Below are 16,101 nucleotides of genomic sequence, written 5' to 3' on the forward strand. Positions count from 1 at the left end.
GTCAGAACACTCCTTCGCGGTGTTCGACGCGGGCGGGCGCGTCCGGCGGCCAGAGCACCGCCACCAGGTCGAACCGGACCTCGCACCACGGGACACGGTGGACGGCGAGCCATTCCAGGGCGGCGCGCCGCAGCCGACGACGCTGGCGGCGGGTGAGGACTTCCCCGGGCTCGCCCCAGTTGGGGCCGGCCCGGGTTTTCACCTCGCAGATCACGAGGCGTTCCCCGTCGCTGGCGACGATGTCGAGCTCGCCTTCGCGGCCCCGCCAGTTGCGGGACAACACTGCCAGACCGCGTTCTTCGAGGTAGTCCGCTGCGAGGTCCTCGCCACGGCGGCCGAGGTCCGCGGGGCTGGGCTTGGTGCTCTCCATGGGATCTTCCTTCCCGGCGTCGGTTGTCGATCTTTCGCGGTCGACCTTGCCGGGCGGGGAGGGAAGGCGCCAGCGCGAGGTGCTCGGCTGTGGATAGGTAGAGGGGTTGTGGATAACTCGGAGCACCATTCGGTGAATGTCTAGGAAGTTGAGGAGAGGAGTGGTATATGCGCGGAGCAGTGATCATTGACCAGCTCAGGCGCGGTGAGGCTGGTATCGAACAGATGGGCCAGGAAAACGCTTCGGGAACAGGAAAATCCGGGCTGCCTCACCCACGTCTGGCGCAGGAGGGCCTTGGTCGAACCAAAGAGCGGGGGCGTTTGGCCAGCGACAAGGGGCTGTCGGGAGCGCCGAGGCTCCGGCAGACGGGAAGGCTTGGCCAGGAGGAGAGCAGCTACGAAGAGCAGCAAGGCTGAGCGGGCAGCCAAAGGCTGCCGAGAGCGAGGCCAAGTTCGGCCGGCAGATGGGCCCGGATGCCGCGCTGCCAGGAGCTTGGCGATGAGGCGACTGGCGGGCCTGGCGAGATGCCCCATTCAGCCCTGGAGGCCAAGACGGGGAACGCAGTCAGCCACGAGCGTCCTCCGCAGACGTACAGCTGGTGGTCGGCAGGCAGGTATCTGCCGGATGAGGCTCTTTCCAGGTAGGTGCCTGCCGACAGGCGGGAGGGCCGGACAGCAGGACCACCACGAGGGCGACAGCGCGGGGCCCGTGGCTCGGCGGGGAACCGACGCACCGCATGGGGCGGGCGGGTTCGGACCGTCCTGCAGCAGGGCCACGCAGGGAGTCGGGGCGCAGGGTGGCGCAAGCCAGCCGATCAAGCAGGCGCCCGCGGCGCGGCCGCGCGCAGGTCGCCAGGGCCAGGCCCGTGCGAACCACCCGGAATCGCGCAGCAAGCAGCGTGAACCCGACCAGCGGGGGTCATCCGAGAGCGGTAAAAGATCAGCCGAACGGGCAGTATTCGGGGACGAGGCGGCCCAGCGGATCACGCGCCGAAGGGGCCGCCCTCGGGCAGCCGCAGCTCGGGCTTGTCCAGCTCCTCGACGTTGACGTCCTTGAAGGTGATCACCCGGACGTTCTTCACGAACCTGGCCGGGCGGTACATGTCCCACACCCAGGCGTCGGACATGCGCACCTCGAAGTACACCTCGCCCTCGGCGTTGCGCACCTGCACGTCCACCGCGTTGGCCAGGTAGAAGCGCCGCTCGGTCTCCACGACATAGGAGAACTGGCCGACGATGTCGCGGTACTCCTTGTAGAGCTGCAGCTCCATCTCGGTCTCGTACTTCTCGAGATCCTCCGCGCTCATCGCCGCCGCGCTCCTCCTGTCAGCAACCGCCGGACCCCGCGGCACGGGGTGCCCCATTGTTCACCACTGACGCCAGGACACCGGCGCGCGCCACCCGGTGTGGTGGCCGCATCCCGTGCTCCGCGCCCGCCGCCGCCACGTTCACGTACGACCACCGGTGCTCGGCGCTCGGTCCGTGCGTGCTCAACGCGGCGTTGTGCTCGGCCGTGCAGTAGCCCTTGTGCACATCGAACCCGTACACCGGCAGTTCCGCATGCAGCTTGGCCATGATGCGGTCCCTGGTGACCTTCGCCAGCACCGAGGCGGCCGCCACGCACGCCGCCGCCTTGTCGCCCTTCACCACGGCCACGCTCGGCGCGGTCAGGCCCGGCACCCGGAACCCGTCGGTGAGCACGAAGCCGGGGTGCTCGGTCAGCCCGGCGACCGCCCGTCGCATGCCCTCCAGGTTCGCCACGTGCACCCCGAGCCCGTCCACCTCGGCCGCCGGGATCACCACCACCGACCAGTTCAGGGCACGGGCCACGACCTGGTCGTAGATCCGGTCCCGGGCCGGCGGGGTGAGCAGCTTGGAGTCGGTCAGTCCGGTGAGCCGCCGGCCGTCGCCCGGCCGCAGCACGCACGCGGCCACCACCAGCGGGCCGGCGCACGCGCCCCGGCCTGCCTCGTCCACGCCGGCGACCGGGCCGAGGCCCCGGCGGTCCAATGCGCTCTGTAGCGCCCAGCTCCCCGTGCCGCGTCGCACGACGGCCCTCGGCGGGCGCAGGACGTCGGCTGCCGCCGTCACCCCTGGTCGTGCCTCCCGCGCCGATCGGCCATCCCCTCTCGCAGCCTACGTCCGACCCACCACACGGGGAACGCCCCGGCGATGCCGGCCCCGAGCGGGAGGCCCTGCTGCCAGGCGGGCGCGTTCATGGCCACCGGCGCCGCCTGCGGGTTGTGGTCGTCGATGCCCTGCCAACGCTGTGGGGGCAGCACGACGAACCGGGCAATGCCGATGACGTTGTCCACCGGCACGGTGCCCTGCTCGGAGCCGTCCATGTGCTCCCGCGAGTCGGCCGACCCGTTGCGGTTGTCGCCCATCATCCACAGGTGCCCCGCGGGCACCTTGACCGGGCCGAAGGGGCGGACGTCCTCCGGGCCGGTACCGGCTATCCAGTAGACGTAGGGCTCGTCGAGCAGCTTGCCGTCGACCTTGACCCGCTTGGCCTTCTCGTCCCACTCGACGGTCTGCCCACCCACGGCGATGACCCGCTTGACGAAGTCACGCTCGTCCGGCTGGCCGATGCCGAACGCCGAGCCGAGGTCCTGGAACCAGCGCACCACCGGGTTGTCGGAGCGGGCCGAGCCGATCTCGTTCACGCCCCAGGACTCCGGACCGCGGAAGACGACCACGTCGCCCGGTTCCGGGTCACGGAAATGGTAGGTGATCTTGTCGACCATGACCCGGTCGTTGACGCAGCCCGCGCAGCCGTGCAGCGTCTGCTCCATCGAGCCGGAGGGGATCACGTACACCCGGGCGATGAAGCTCTGGATCAAGAAGGTGAGCACCAGGGCGATGAGCACCAGCAGCGGGAGTTCCCGCCAGAAGGAGCCCTTTTTCTTCTGCTGCTTCCAGCGACGCCCGGACCGCCCGTCGGCGGTCGCGCCGTCCTTGGCGGAGCCGGGACGGTCCGGGTCGTCCTGTGGTGCTTGCGAAGACACTACGTCGGCCACGGCGCCAGGTTACGGCAGGAGATCGCCCACCCGCTCAAGAGGCCGGGGTCTCCCGCTTCTCCTTGATCTTGGCGGCCTTGCCGCGCAGTTCGCGGAGGTAGTACAGCTTGGCGCGACGCACGTCACCGCGCGTGACGACCTCGATCTTGGCGAGGTTCGGCGAGTGCACCGGGAAGGTGCGCTCCACGCCCACGCCGAAGGAGATCTTGCGCACGGTGAAGGTCTCGCGGATGCCACCGCCCTGCCGACGGATCACCACGCCCTGGAACACCTGCACGCGCTCGCGGGAGCCCTCGATGACGCGGACGTGGACCTTGAGCGTGTCGCCCGGGCGGAAGTCGGGGATGTCGGAACGCAGCGACTTGGCGTCCAGAGCGTCCAGGGTGTTCATCGGAAGTCCGTCCTCGTCCGTTCGCATTGACTCGTGGCCCCCGGCCGCCGGCGGCCGGGGGCGGCTCGACCCGGCTGACGGGGTGGGCTTCTACGGTGCGCGCCGGACCGGTGTCCGGCAGCGGCAACCGGTCCAGTGTGCCAGACCGGTCCGTCCTTCAGGAAATCGGCCCCGGTGGGGCCGGGCGCCCGGGGTGTTCGGCCCGCAGGCGCTCCACCAGCTTACGGTCGTGCCTGTCCAGAGCTTCGGGCGGGAGGGCGGCCAGCAGGTCCGGCCGCCGGTGGAAGGTGCGTTCCAGGGCCCGGTCCCGCCGCCAGCGGGCGATGGCGGCGTGGTTGCCGGAGCGCAGCACGTCGGGCACCTCGCGCCCGCGCCACACCTCGGGCCGGGTGTAGCAGGGGCCCTCCAGCAGCCCGTCGGAGAAGGAGTCCTCGGCCGCGGAGGCGGGGTTGCCCAGCACGCCGGGCAGCAGCCGGGCCACCGCCTCGACGATGACGAGCACGGCGACCTCGCCGCCGACCAGCACGTAGTCGCCGATGGACACCTCGTCGACCGGCATCCGCTCGGCGTAGTGGTCCAGCACCCGCTGGTCGATGCCCTCGTAGCGGCCGCAGGCGAAGACCAGCCACGGCTCGGCCGCGTACTCCCGGGCCACGGCCTGGGTGAACGGGCGGCCGCTCGGGGTGGGCACCACCAGCCGGGGTCGCCGGTCCGGGTCGGTCCCGCAGACCGCGTCCAGTGCCGCACCCCACACCTGCGGCTTCATCACCATGCCGGGACCGCCACCGTAGGGGCTGTCGTCCACGGCCCGGTGCACGTCGTGCGTCCAGTCCCGCAGGTCGTGCACGCCGATCTCGATCAGCCCGCGGTCGACGGCCTTGCCCAGCAACGCCTCCCGCAGCGGGTCGAGGTAGCCGGGAAAGATCGTGATGACGTCGATGCGCACGCTGCTCAGGCCCCGTCCAGCAGGCCCGGGGGCGGGGTCAGCAGCAGGCGCCCGCCGGCCACGTCCACCTCCGGGACGATCTCGCTCACGAACGGCACCAGTGCCTCCCCGCCGTCGTCCCGCTCGAGCACGAGCAGGTCGGCGCCGGGGCCGTGGGTCACCTCGCGCACCACACCGACCCGGCTGCCGTCGGCGAGCTCGGCGACCAGGCCCTCCAGCTCGTGGTCGTAGAACTCGTCGGGGTCACCAATCGGCGGGAGCTCGGCGGTGTCGACGGTGAGCAGGGCGCCGCGCAACGACTCGGCGGCGGTGCGGTCCGGCACCCCCTCGAAGTGCACCAGCAGCCGCCCGGCGTGCGGCCGGGCGGCTGCCACGGTGACCGTGCGGGACGTGCCGTCGGGCAGGCGGGCGACGAGGGCCGCGCCCTCGGCGAACCGTTCCTCCGGGGAGTCGGTGCGCGGGTCCACGGTCAGCTCACCGCGGATGCCGTGTGCCTTTCCGACACGGCCGACGACGACGTCCATGGGTCCGAAAACCACCTAGGTGTGTGATCTCAGCGGTCGGTGTCGACCACGTCGACGCGTACGCCACGGCCGCCGATACCGGCCATGACGGTGCGCAGCGCGGTGGCCGTCCGGCCGCCGCGCCCGATCACCTTGCCGAGGTCGTCGGGGTGCACATGCACCTCGAGGGTGCGGCCGCGACGCGTCGTCACCAGGTTGACCCGGACCTCGTCCGGGTGGTCGACGATGCCGCGGACCAGGTGCTCCAGGGCGTCCGCGAGGACGGTCACGCCTCGCCGCCCTCGGCCTTCTCAGCGGCCTCGGGCTTCTCGGCCTTGTCCGACTTCTCGGCCTTGTCGGCCTTCTTGCCACCCTTCTTCTTCGGGGTGGTGGCCTCCACGACCGGCTCGGAGCTCGCGGCGGCCAGCGCCGCCTCGAACAGGGCCTTCTTGTCCGGCTTCGGCTCGGCCTGCTTCAGCGCGTCCTCGGGCGCCGGCAGGCCCTTGAAGCGCTGCCAGTCACCGGTCAGCTCCAGCAGGCGCTGCACCGGCTCGGTCGGCTGGGCGCCGACCCCCAGCCAGTACTGGGCCCGCTCCGAGTCGACCTCGACGAGGCTCGGCTCCTGCATCGGGTTGTACTTGCCGATGGTCTCGATCGCCTTGCCGTTGCGGCGAGTACGGGCGTCGGCCACGACGATGCGGTAGAACGGCTCACGGATCTTGCCAAGCCGCATCAGCTTGATCTTGACGGCCACGGGTCGGAGTGCTCCTCAGGCTCTCGTTGCTCACGGGTGAGCGCCCGTGGCCCGTGTGGGGCAACGGGTCCGAGCGCTCGGACGTTGGCATGGCCACGGGGCGGTGAGAGGGACCGCCCGCAGCAGACAGCCAGCCATTGTGCCAGACGGGCCCGCATCCGACGAAACGGCTCCGCTCCACCCCACCTCAGGCGGCCGCGAACGGGGCCAACTGGATCCCCGCATCGGCCAGCGCCGCCCGCACGGCACGGGCATGGGCCACCGCTCCCGGGGTGTCGCCGTGCACGCACAGCGAGCGCGCCGCGCTCGCCATGACCGTGCCGTCAACTGCGACGATCTCGCCGCTCTCGGCCAGTCGCAACGCGCGTTCCACGACGGCCTTGGTGTCGGTGAGCAGGGCACCGGGCACGCCACGCGGCACCAGGGTGCCCTCGGGGGTGTAGCCGCGGTCGGCGAACGCCTCCCCCACGGCGATCAGCCCGGCCGTCTCGGCGGTGGCCAGCAGTTGCGAGCCCGGCAGGCCCAGCACGGGCAGGTCACCGAAGGCCCGGACACCGTCCACGACCGCGGCGGCCTGGCTCTCGTGGTGCACGACGGTGTTGTAGAGGGCACCGTGCGGCTTGACGTAGCTGACGCTGGTACCGGCCGCGCGGGCGCAGGCGTCCAGGGCGCCGATCTGGTAGAGCACCTCGTCGGCCAGGACGGTGGGCTCGACGTCGATGAAGCGGCGACCGAAGCCGGCGAGGTCCCGGTAGGACACCTGCGCGCCCACCGCCACCCCGCGGGCGGCGGCCGCGACGCAGACCCGGCGCATCGTGCTCGGGTCGCCGGCGTGGAAGCCGCAGGCGACGTTTGCCGAGGTGACGACGTCCAGCAGGGCTTCGTCGTCGCCGAGGCGCCAGATTCCGAACCCCTCACCGAGGTCGCTGTTGAGGTCGAGCATCACGCTGGCATCACTCCGGAGACCATGAGCAGCACGCCGAGGGCGGGCAGGAAGTTGTTGACCTGGTGGGCGATGACACTGGCGGGCAGGCGGCCGGTCAGCAGCCGGGCCAGGCCGATGGGCACGGCCACGACGAGCAGCAGCGGGGTACGGGACGGTTCCAGGTGTCCGACCGTGAAGATCGCGGTGGACAACACGAACGCGCTCCAACGGCTCCAGCGCAGCCGTTCCATCGCTCCCCACAGTAATCCCCGGTAGACGATTTCCTCACAGATCGGAGCGATCAGCCAGATGTGCAGGAACACCAGGGCGGCGAGGGCTGGTGGCAGCCGCACCCCGTCGAGCAGCGAGCCGACGGCGGAGTTGGCGTTGTCGTCGCCCACCCACCACGCCCACAGGCGCGCGGTGATCAGGGTGGGTACCAGGCCGATGACGCCGAGGGCGAGGCCGAGCCGGATGTCCGGCCAGCTGAAGCGGATGCGCAGGTCGCGAATCGGGCCGTCGCCCCGCACCCTGGTGATGACGAGCGCGACGACAGCGGCGAGGACCGTGGGCACGACGAGCGCGACGACGATTCCGATCGGGGACAGGGCTCCGTTGGCACCGGGCGGCCGGAACGGGATGACCACGAAGACGGAGGCGAGCAGGAAGACGGCTTCAACGAGGAGGAAGGCGCCGAATCCCCAGCGATGTCGCGGTGGTTCGTCGCTGGCCGGTCCCTCGTCCACGCCCGAGGGTTCCAGCAGGCGCTGTCTGGCCGCCGGTTGCTGGTCGGGCGGGTCGGGTACCTGCGGGTCGTTCACAGGCGCCTCCGAACGTCAAGCAGGGTGCCTGGTCGGCTTCTTCGCTTGCCCCGCCGCCCAGTGTCCTCCAGGCGGTCGAGCCTAGTGGGCGGTTTTGCTTCCCGAACGGATCAACCGAGCAGGGCGAAGAGGACCAGGGCGGGCAGGAAGTTGTTCACCGCGTGGGCGATCATGCTGGTCGCCACGCGGCCGGTGATCATCCGGGCGGCACCGATCGCGATGCCTTGGAAGAACAGGGCGGGGGTCCGGAACGGTTCCTCGTGGAGGAAAGCGAAGATCAGCGCGGTGAGCAGGAGGATGGCGTAGCGGGGTACGCGGTAGTGCTCCAGTGCGCCCCAGAGCGCACCGCGCATGAGCAGTTCCTCGGTCAGTGGTGCACCGAGGAAGATCAGCAGCGCATAGAGGGCCAGCCACAGGGTTTGGCCTTCGGCCAGCCGGGCCAGGCCGTCCACGCCGCTGTCGGGAGGCGGATGGTTTCCGGGCAGCTTGTCCAGGAACAGGCCGAACAGCAGGGCGCCGCCGAGCGAGATGGCGCCGCAGGCGAGGCCGATACGCAGGTCGCGCCAGGTGGGGATGATGCCGAAGTCGCGGCGTAGGCCCTGGCCGCGGGTCCAGGACAGGATCGCGGGCGCAAGGCCGAGCAGCGCGTTCGGGATGAAGGTGACGAGCAGGATCGGCCCGGGCTGGGGCGGGTCGACGGGATCGAACGCCGCGACGTGCCGGGACAGCGCCACGGTGAGGATCAGGTTCGCCAGGTAGAAGCCGCCGTAGCCGAGGAAGAAGGCGAGGAAGCCCCAGTGCAGGGCACCGCGGGTGGCGGCGGTGAGCTGGGCTTCCCAGTACCGCTCGTGCAGCCGCGGGTCGTGGCCTTCGGCGACCTCGCGCATGGGGCTGCCATAGGCGGCCCAGGAGGGTTGCCCGGGGGTGGGAGCCGGTGTTTGGGCCCACGGGTTGGCTGGCGCCGGTACCTGAGTTGTCGGATCGGCCGGACTCGGTATCTGTGCCGGTGGCTCGGCCGGAGCCGGTACCTGCGCCGTCGGATCAGGTTGCCCGGGAACAGGTTGCGGCAGGTGGGGCGGTGCTGCTTCGGTCCGTGTGGGTGGCGCCGAGTCGGGCGACCCCGCCTGGGGCTGCGCGGGGTCGGGTGAGGTGGATGATCCCGGCTCGGCAGATGCCGGTCCCGGCTCTCCGGACGACGCGGAGTCAGCGCTCGCGGGGGCCTGCGATGTGGGTGGGACCGACGCGTGCCGCGCGGGGTCAGGCGATTCGGGCGATGCCGGCCCGGACCCTACAGGTGACGCGGGTGGCGCCGGGCCGGGCCGCGGAGGGTTCGGCGATGCGAGCGTTTCCGATCCGGATCCAGGGTCGGGCTGTGCGGGCGATTCAGGCGCTGCCGGTGCGGTTGCTGCTGGGTCGGGCCGAGCTGGCTCAGGCGGCTTGTCGGGCACTGCGCCCACTCCCCTCGGTTCGCCGGGCTGCGACGGGTCGCCGGCTCCGGGTCTGCCTTCCGGCGTCAGCGGACAACGCGACCGCGCAGCACGATGCGGCTGGGGTGCCGCAGGACGCCCAGGTCCCTGCGGGGGTCGGTCGGGTAGACCACGAGGTCGGCGGGGTCGCCATCGCCGAGGGTGGGCCAGCCGAGCCAGCGGCGTGCGGCCCAGGACGCGGCGCCCAGGGCGTCGGTCGTACTCATGCCGGCCTCGTGTAGTGCGACCACCTCGTCGGCGATGCGGCCATGCTCGATACCGCCGCCCGCGTCGGTCCCGGCGTAGACCGAAATCCCGGCCTCGACGGCCTTGCTGACGGTGGTGCGAACCCGGGCGTGCAGGTCGCGCATGTGGGCCGCGTAGGTGGGGTACTTGCTGGCGCCGTCGGCGATGCTCGGAAAGTTCTCGATGTTGACGAGGGTGGGGACCAGGGCGGTGCCCCGGTGGGCCATCTCGGCGATGGTGTCGTCGGTGAGACCGGTGCCGTGCTCGATGCAGTCGATCCCGGCGGCGAGCAGGCCGGGAAGGGCCTCCTCGCCGAAGACGTGTGCGGTGACGCGGGCGCCGGCGTCGTGGGCGACGCGAATGGCCTTGGCCAGCACGTCATCGGGCCACAGCGGGGCGAGGTCGGCGCCGGCCCCCCGCGAGCGGTCGATCCAGTCGCCGACGAGCTTGACCCAGCCGTCGCCCTGGGCGGCCTGCTCGGCCACGGCGGCCGGCAACTGCTCGGGGTCCTCCAGCTCCACGCCGAGGTAGCGGATGTAGCGGCGGGGCCGGGCGATGTGCCGGCCGGCGCGGATGATCCGGGGCAGGTCGATGCGCTCCTGCAGAGGCCGGGTGTCGGTGGGCGATCCGCAGTCGCGCAGCAGCAGGGCGCCGGCGTCGCGGTCGGTGACGGCCTGCAGTTCGGCCTCAATCAGCTCGACCGGACCACCGGGGCCGATGCCGACGTGACAGTGCGCGTCGACCAAACCGGGGACCAGGTAGCCGCCGTCGCTGACGGTCTCGGCGGTAGGGACCGGTGTGGTGCGGACGCGGCCGTCGACCACCCACAGGTCGCGGGCCTCGTCGTCGGGGAGCAGCACGCCGCGCAGGTGCAGGGCCATGCCGGCGCCCCCTACTTCTTCTTGCCGAACTTCAGTTTCGAGGGGTCGAAGCCGGGCGGGAGCTGATCCATACCGCCCAGGCCCGGGGGCAGCTCGTTGAGCCCGGCGGGGAGGTGGGACAGATCGGGCATGCCGCCGGGCAGGCCCGGCATGCCGCCACGCACCTTGGGCGGCGTCGGCCCGCGGTTCTTCCCCTTCTTGCCCTTCTTGCCCTTCTTCCCCCTGGACTTGCCGCCACCGGCCCCGGGCAGGCCGAACCGGCCGGCCATCTGGGCCATCATCTTGCGGGCCTCGAAGAACCGGTTGACCAGGTCGTTGACCTCGCTGACGGCCACCCCGGAGCCGCGGGCGATGCGTTGCCGCCGGGAGGCGTTGATCATCTTCGGGTCGGTGCGCTCGGCCGGGGTCATGCCGCGGATGATCGCCTGCACCCGGTCCAGGTGCTTCTCGTCGAGCTGGGCGAGCTGGTCCTTCATCTGGCCGGCACCGGGCAGCATGCCGAGCAGGTTGGCCAGCGGGCCCATCTTGCGCACGGCGAGCATCTGCTCGAGGAAGTCCTCCAGGGTCAGCTCGCCGGAGCCGATCTTGACCGCGGTCTGCTCGGCCTGCTTGGCGTCGAACGCCTGCTCGGCCTGCTCGATGAGGGTGAGCACGTCCCCCATGCCCAGGATGCGGCTGGCCATCCGGTCGGGGTGGAAGACGTCGAAGTCGGTGAGCTGCTCGCCGTTGGAGGCGAACAGGATCGGCTGGCCGGTGACGTGCCGGACGCTGAGTGCGGCACCGCCGCGGGCGTCGCCGTCGAGCTTGGTGAGCACGACGCCGGTGAAGCCGACGCCGTCGCGGAACGCCTCGGCCGTGGTGACCGCGTCCTGGCCGATCATGGCGTCGACCACGAACAGGGTCTCGTCGGGCCGGACGGCGTCGCGGATGTCGGCGGCCTGCCGCATCAGCTCCTCGTCGATGCCCAGCCGGCCGGCGGTGTCGATGACGACGACGTCGTGCTGGGCGTGCTTGGCCTGCTCGACGCTCTTGCGGGCGACCGAGACCGGATCGCCGACGCCGTTGCCGGGTTCGGGGGCGAACACCGGCACGCCGGCCCGATCGCCGACCACCTGCAGCTGGGTGACGGCGTTGGGGCGCTGCAGATCGCAGGCGACCAGCAGCGGGGCGTGGCCCTGCTCCTTGAGCCAGCGGGCGAGCTTGCCGGCCAGGGTGGTCTTACCGGAGCCCTGCAGGCCGGCGAGCATGATCACGGTCGGCGGGGTCTTGGCCAGGTTCAGCCGGCGGGTCTCGCCGCCGAGGATGCCGACCAGCTCCTCGTTGACGATCTTGACGACCTGCTGGGCCGGGTTGAGGGCCTGGGAGACCTCGGTGCCCTTGGCGCGCTCCTTGATGTGCGCGATGAAGGTCCGCACGACGGGGAGCGCGACGTCGGCCTCGAGCAGGGCGATGCGGATCTCGCGGCAGGTGGCGTCGATGTCCGCCTCGGACAGGCGGCCCTTGCCGCGCAGGTTCTTCAGAACCGAGGTGAGCCGATCGGAGAGGGTGTCGAACACGTGCCGCCAGACCTCGCTACGTCGTCGATGGGTCGGTGCGCCCCGCATGGGCGGCGCAGTCTTCGAGGGTAGCCGCCCCGATCAGGTGGGTGTGACGGCCAGGCTCAGCCCGCCCGTCGTATGTGACCGATGCAGCATCGTGGCGCTGGTCCAGCCGAAGGGGGTGCGGCCGGCGCGCAGCAGCGCCCGCACCCGGCCGGCGCGGCGGACGTGCCGCCGGAAGGAGCGCGGCCGGATGAGGCGGCCGCGCGTGCGCTGGCCGGCCAGTGCCTCGTCGGGGGTCGCGTCGATCCACAGCAGGCGGCGTGGCCGGCGGGTGAGGGCGCCGAGCAGCACGAACGCGAGCCGGGTGGTGACGCGGGTGGCGGGTTCGTGTACCACCAGCGGGCCCGGGCCGGCGATGGCGTGGGCGGTGATGCGGAGCCGGTGCAGGACGTGCACCAGGGGCCGGTACCAGCGGTAGGGCAGCCGGGGAGGGAGCCAGCCACGCAGTACCGCGCAGACATGCTCGGAGTCCAGGACGGTGATCTCGGCCCCACTGTGCAGCAGGCGGAGCAGGGTGCTCTTGCCGGCGCCGGGCAGACCGGCCACCACGAGCAGGTCGCGGCGGCCGAGGAGCACGGTCAGCAGGGTGGGGGTGGTCTGCGGCGTGGGCAGCGGGACCGCGGGGCGCATATCGGTCCAACGGGGTTGCCGGGGCGGACGTTCCACCCGAAAGCGCGGAAAAGGGAAAATCAGGGTTTCCCCTCCGGGATGGCCCGGCCGCTAGACCGTTCGGTGCGCGTGGTCCGTGCTGGTCAGCCGGCGGGCCTCCGTGGGTCTGACGTCGGTGGGCAGGTCGTGCAGGACGTGGGCGAGGATCTCGACGCCCCGCACCACCCGTGGCCCGGGCCGGTTGTAGTGGGCGGGGCCGTCGAGGACCCAGACGCGGCCGGCGCGCACGGCCGGGAGATCGGCCCAGCCCGGCCGCTCGGTGAGCAGGTGCAGCTCGGCGAGGGTGCGCTCGGGCGGGAAGCCGCAGGGCAGCAGCAGCAGGACCTCGGGGCGGGCGGCCAGGACGGCGGACCAGTCCAGCGGGCGGGTGTGCTCGCCGGACCCGGCGAGCAGTGGGGTGCCGCCGGCGGCCTCGATCTGGTCGGGCACCCAGTGGCCGGCCGGCCAGATCGGGTCCAGCCATTCGATGGTGGCCACCCGCGGGCGGGGCCGGTCCGCGACGCTTCGGCGGACATCGGCAAGGCGCGTCCGCAATCGGGCGACGAGGTTCTCGGCTGCGGCGGGCACACCCAACTCCGTGCCGACCCGCCCGATGGTGGACAGCACCTCGGGCAGGGTGCGGGGCTCGAGGCTGAGCACTCGGACAGCGCCGTGCAGCACCCGTACGGCATCGGACACCCGCTGGTAGGAGACCGCGCACACCTCGCACAGGTCCTGGGTCAGGACGACGTCGGGGCGCAGCGCGGCGAGCCGGGCGGTGTCCAGGATGTAGAGGGAGGATCCGCCGTGGGTGGCACCGCCGACGGCGTCGGAGATCTCCCGGCTGCCCATGCGGTTCTGGTCGATTTCGCTGTCGGTGACCACGGGTACGTGCTCGATCTCGCCGGGCGGCCAGTCGCATTCATGGGTCCGCCCGACCAGGTCGGGAAGCAGGCCCAACTCGGCCACGATGTCGGTGGCCGCCGGCAACAGGGAGACCAGGCGCACGCCTCGAGGGTAGGGACTCTTGACAGCCGCTGTCGCAGCCGCGGTCAGCGAACACTGCCCCGGACGCCGGGCGCGTCGGCTGGGTCGCCCCGTGCGACCGGCGCGGAGCCGCTCTCAGAACGAAGAGACGTGTCCGGCGGGCCGAGCACGTGCTCGGACCGCCGGACACTCGCCGAGAAACTGGATCAGAGGGCGAAACCGCCGAAGTCGCCGAGCCCGCCGAAGTCACCGAGGCCACCGACCCCGCCGAGTTCACCGAGCCCGCCGGCCAGGCCGGCTCCCAGGCCGCCAAGGCCGAGGTCGCCACCCGGGGCGCCGATGGGGAGCTCGCCGCCCAGCCCACCGAGGCCGAGTTCACCGCCCAGGCCACCGGAGCCGAGACCGGGCAGGCCGATCCCCTCCTCGCCACCGCCGATGCCCGGCACGCCGATGCCCTTTCCGCCACCGCCGAGACCGGGCAGGCCAATGCCTTCCTCACCGCCACCGAGACCCGGCAGGTCGATCCCCGGGAAACCACCCTTGCCGCCCTCACCGGGCAGCTCGATCCCCGGGAAACCACCCTTGCCGCCCTCACCGGGCAGCTTGATCCCCGGGAAACCACCCTTGCCGCCCTCACCGGGCAGCTTGATCCCGGGGGGACCGCCCTTGTCACCGCCGGCGTCCTTGCCTCCCTCACCGAGACCGGGCAGGTCGATCCCCGGGAAGCCACCCTTGTCACCGTCGCCCGGCAGGCCGGCACCCTCGTTGCCCTTGCCCTTACCGGTACCCGGCAACTCGATCCCCGGCAGTCGACTGCCCTTGTCGCCACCGCGACCAGGCAGCTTGCCACCCTTGCCGCCCTCACCGGGCAACTTGATCCCGGGGGGACCGCCCTTGTCACCGCCGGCGTCCTTGCCTCCCTCACCGAGACCGGGCAGGTCGATCCCCGGGAAGCCACCCTTGTCACCGTCGCCCGGCAGACCGGGAAGCTTCTCGCCGCCCGCACTGTCGCCCGGCAGCTCGCCCTTACCGCCGGGGGCGTTCGGCAGCTTCGGCTTCTCGCCCTCGCCCTTCCCCTCGGCGGCCGCCTTCTTCAGGGCGTCGAGCACCTGCTTGAGGATGTCGCCGTTGCCGGTCTTGCCGGCGCCCTTCTTGCCCTCGCCGGCCTTGCCGCCGCGGTTCTTGCCTTCGCCGCCCTTCTTGCCCTCGCCGGCCTTACCGCCCTTACCGGCCTTGCCGCCCTTCTGCGCCGCCGCGCTCACCTGCTTGGCGATCTCCGCGCAGAACTCCTTGGCGCCCTGCTCGCCACCGTTGCCCTGGCCGTCCGCGGCCTCGCCGGTCTGGTCACCGCCCAGCTGGTCGTCCGGGTTGCCCGGCAGCCCGGGGGCGAGGTCGCCCGGGCCGGGGGGCAGGCCTTCCGCACCGGGCGGCAGGTCCTCCGAGCCGGGAGGCAGGCCTTCCGAGCCGGGAGGCTGCTCGGGAGAGTTCTCGCCGCCGCCCCCGAGGACCTGGTTGCAGATCTTCTCCGCGATCTCGGCCACCCGGTCCCCGCCGGCGCCCTGCTCCTGCCCGCTACCAGCGGCGAACGCGCTGGGCGCCAGCGGGCCGAGAAGGGCCCCGGCCGTGACCGCGCCGCCCACCACCGCGGCGGACATGACCTTCCGCTTGCCGGGTGCGGTGGTTCGTGTCCGACGGGTCTTGCTGTGCCGACCCATAAATTCTCCTCCTGTAGCGCTCTACCCCGACCGGTTGGCAATCTTCTCGGTTATAAGCTGTTTCAATCCAGCAGGCGCTTCGTTGCGGTGCCACAACTATCGACCCGGGACAGTTATGACAGCTCCGCCGAGCCTATGGACAGATTTTGCGAGTGGTCAACAGCAGATAACGAGATCATCTCGTTTGTATTTTTCCAGGCGGAATGCGGGACCGGTGTCGATCTTCTCGTGACAACCGCCTGACCAGGTAGATTGCCCCCGACTCCGGGCCGTGGAGCCACCCGTCCCCAGGGCCGTTCCAGAACATGGGAGCCGGTGATCTCCACAACAGCGCAGGACGAGACGTGTCGCCGTCCGACAATGAGCCGGTCCTTTCCCCATAAAAAACAACGATGAGGATTATTGAACCGGTGTCGTTGTGTGATCCGTCGACCGCGCAGCGTTCCGACTGCCTGCAGTCTTTCCGTGAGCCACACAGGACGGGAAGCAGCGTTTCATCAGGCTCGGGGTCGGACGTCGCCACCCAAACCGCCACTCATCGGCGGGGTCAACACTTGATGAACAAAAGATTAGGTGGCGGACCGGGGGTTCGGATCACGATGGTGATCACGACCATGGCCGAGCGCCCGTGCCCACCCGAGACGACGAAAGACGTCGACCACCTGCGCGCCCGGGCCCTCGGGACTGCCGGGCTTCGCCGGTTCCGGGCTTGCGAGCCCGGGGCGGCCCGACCCCTCACACGGGCCGCCCCGGCTGCTCGCATGTGACCCCTCGCGACCGCCGCGGCGACCCCTCGCCCGACACCCCCTGCCCGGGCGAACCCCCTGT

The 16,101-nt window shown here is 71.5% G+C and carries 18 protein-coding genes; 1 reads left to right on the forward strand and 17 read right to left on the reverse strand.

All coding sequences use genetic code 11. From position 1 onward, the window contains the following. Position 1: 1 nt before the first annotated feature. A complete protein-coding gene (locus tag IEY55_RS04055; protein ID WP_189053972.1) occupies positions 2-370 on the reverse strand; it encodes a YraN family protein in 369 nt (122 codons plus the stop codon). Between the two features lie 167 nt (positions 371-537). On the opposite strand from IEY55_RS04055, the gene IEY55_RS04060 reads away from it, so the two are divergent. Beyond that, entirely contained in the window at positions 538-786 is a 249-nt protein-coding gene (locus IEY55_RS04060; RefSeq protein ID WP_189053974.1) for a hypothetical protein, read from the forward strand. Between the two features lie 566 nt (positions 787-1,352). Here the strand turns inward: IEY55_RS04060 and IEY55_RS04065 are convergent. From IEY55_RS04065 to IEY55_RS04140, 16 genes are all read right to left on the reverse strand, one after another. After that, a complete protein-coding gene (locus tag IEY55_RS04065) occupies positions 1,353-1,676 on the reverse strand; it encodes a DUF2469 domain-containing protein (RefSeq protein ID WP_189053976.1) in 324 nt (107 codons plus the stop codon). A 19-nt stretch (positions 1,677-1,695) separates the two neighbouring features. Beyond that, the gene (locus IEY55_RS04070) at positions 1,696-2,460 is read right to left on the reverse strand and encodes a ribonuclease HII (RefSeq protein WP_229685976.1); all 765 of its coding nucleotides are present in this window, start codon (positions 2,458-2,460) and stop codon (positions 1,696-1,698) included. Continuing rightward, entirely contained in the window at positions 2,457-3,389 is a 933-nt protein-coding gene (lepB, locus tag IEY55_RS04075) for a signal peptidase I (RefSeq protein WP_189053978.1), read from the reverse strand. Before lepB ends, IEY55_RS04070 begins: the two co-directional genes overlap by 4 nt. Positions 3,390-3,423: 34 nt before the next feature. After that, positions 3,424-3,780, reverse strand: coding sequence for a 50S ribosomal protein L19 (gene rplS / locus IEY55_RS04080; protein ID WP_189053980.1), 357 nt, complete (start codon positions 3,778-3,780; stop codon positions 3,424-3,426). A gap of 157 nt (positions 3,781-3,937) precedes the next feature. Further along, positions 3,938-4,726: a tRNA (guanosine(37)-N1)-methyltransferase TrmD gene (gene trmD / locus IEY55_RS04085; protein ID WP_189053982.1), complete on the reverse strand. Its 789-nt coding sequence runs from the start codon at positions 4,724-4,726 to the stop codon at positions 3,938-3,940. A 5-nt stretch (positions 4,727-4,731) separates the two neighbouring features. Further along, a complete protein-coding gene (rimM, locus tag IEY55_RS04090) occupies positions 4,732-5,250 on the reverse strand; it encodes a ribosome maturation factor RimM (RefSeq protein ID WP_189053984.1) in 519 nt (172 codons plus the stop codon). Between the two features lie 29 nt (positions 5,251-5,279). Next, positions 5,280-5,519 carry an RNA-binding protein gene (locus IEY55_RS04095; RefSeq protein WP_189053985.1) on the reverse strand — a complete coding sequence of 80 codons (240 nt, stop codon included), beginning with the start codon at positions 5,517-5,519 and terminating at the stop codon, positions 5,280-5,282. Then, entirely contained in the window at positions 5,516-5,983 is a 468-nt protein-coding gene (gene rpsP / locus IEY55_RS04100; protein WP_189053987.1) for a 30S ribosomal protein S16, read from the reverse strand. The genes IEY55_RS04095 and rpsP overlap by 4 nt, the downstream gene beginning before the upstream one ends. Positions 5,984-6,170: 187 nt before the next feature. Then, entirely contained in the window at positions 6,171-6,926 is a 756-nt protein-coding gene (locus tag IEY55_RS04105) for a LamB/YcsF family protein (protein ID WP_189054295.1), read from the reverse strand. Further along, positions 6,926-7,729 carry a CPBP family intramembrane glutamic endopeptidase gene (locus tag IEY55_RS04110; RefSeq protein ID WP_229685978.1) on the reverse strand — a complete coding sequence of 268 codons (804 nt, stop codon included), beginning with the start codon at positions 7,727-7,729 and terminating at the stop codon, positions 6,926-6,928. Before IEY55_RS04110 ends, IEY55_RS04105 begins: the two co-directional genes overlap by 1 nt. A gap of 110 nt (positions 7,730-7,839) precedes the next feature. Next, positions 7,840-8,616: a CPBP family intramembrane glutamic endopeptidase gene (locus tag IEY55_RS04115; RefSeq protein WP_189053989.1), complete on the reverse strand. Its 777-nt coding sequence runs from the start codon at positions 8,614-8,616 to the stop codon at positions 7,840-7,842. Positions 8,617-9,242: 626 nt separating this feature from the next. Continuing rightward, complete coding sequence (locus IEY55_RS04120) at positions 9,243-10,322, reverse strand: amidohydrolase family protein (protein WP_189053991.1); 1,080 nt, start codon at positions 10,320-10,322, stop codon at positions 9,243-9,245. Between the two features lie 11 nt (positions 10,323-10,333). Next, entirely contained in the window at positions 10,334-11,878 is a 1,545-nt protein-coding gene (gene ffh, locus IEY55_RS04125) for a signal recognition particle protein (RefSeq protein WP_189054299.1), read from the reverse strand. An 81-nt stretch (positions 11,879-11,959) separates the two neighbouring features. Further along, positions 11,960-12,553 (reverse strand): AAA family ATPase, encoded by a 594-nt coding sequence (locus IEY55_RS04130; RefSeq protein WP_189053993.1) that lies wholly within the window; start codon positions 12,551-12,553, stop codon positions 11,960-11,962. A 90-nt stretch (positions 12,554-12,643) separates the two neighbouring features. Continuing rightward, positions 12,644-13,579, reverse strand: a complete 936-nt coding sequence (locus IEY55_RS04135) for a cobalamin-binding protein (protein WP_189053995.1) — start codon at positions 13,577-13,579, stop codon at positions 12,644-12,646. A 185-nt stretch (positions 13,580-13,764) separates the two neighbouring features. Next, positions 13,765-15,273, reverse strand: coding sequence for a hypothetical protein (locus tag IEY55_RS04140; RefSeq protein WP_189053997.1), 1,509 nt, complete (start codon positions 15,271-15,273; stop codon positions 13,765-13,767). Between the last annotated feature and the right edge of the window lie 828 nt (positions 15,274-16,101).

Origin of the sequence: Longimycelium tulufanense (assembly GCF_014645795.1) — a bacterium.
Taxonomy (GTDB): domain Bacteria; phylum Actinomycetota; class Actinomycetes; order Mycobacteriales; family Pseudonocardiaceae; genus Longimycelium; species Longimycelium tulufanense.

Bases quoted from the DNA above. Each gene is read 5' to 3' on its own strand.
- IEY55_RS04055 (WP_189053972.1), bottom strand. From the start codon at position 370: ATGGAGAGCACCAAGCCCAGCCCCGCGGACCTCGGCCGCCGTGGCGAG.
- IEY55_RS04060 (WP_189053974.1), top strand. From the start codon at position 538: ATGCGCGGAGCAGTGATCATTGACCAGCTCAGGCGCGGTGAGGCTGGT.
- IEY55_RS04065 (WP_189053976.1), bottom strand. From the start codon at position 1,676: ATGAGCGCGGAGGATCTCGAGAAGTACGAGACCGAGATGGAGCTGCAG.
- rplS (WP_189053980.1), bottom strand. From the start codon at position 3,780: ATGAACACCCTGGACGCTCTGGACGCCAAGTCGCTGCGTTCCGACATC.
- rimM (WP_189053984.1), bottom strand. From the start codon at position 5,250: ATGGACGTCGTCGTCGGCCGTGTCGGAAAGGCACACGGCATCCGCGGT.
- IEY55_RS04105 (WP_189054295.1), bottom strand. From the start codon at position 6,926: ATGCTCGACCTCAACAGCGACCTCGGTGAGGGGTTCGGAATCTGGCGC.
- IEY55_RS04115 (WP_189053989.1), bottom strand. From the start codon at position 8,616: ATGCGCGAGGTCGCCGAAGGCCACGACCCGCGGCTGCACGAGCGGTAC.
- IEY55_RS04120 (WP_189053991.1), bottom strand. From the start codon at position 10,322: ATGGCCCTGCACCTGCGCGGCGTGCTGCTCCCCGACGACGAGGCCCGC.
- IEY55_RS04130 (WP_189053993.1), bottom strand. From the start codon at position 12,553: ATGCGCCCCGCGGTCCCGCTGCCCACGCCGCAGACCACCCCCACCCTG.
- IEY55_RS04140 (WP_189053997.1), bottom strand. From the start codon at position 15,273: ATGGGTCGGCACAGCAAGACCCGTCGGACACGAACCACCGCACCCGGC.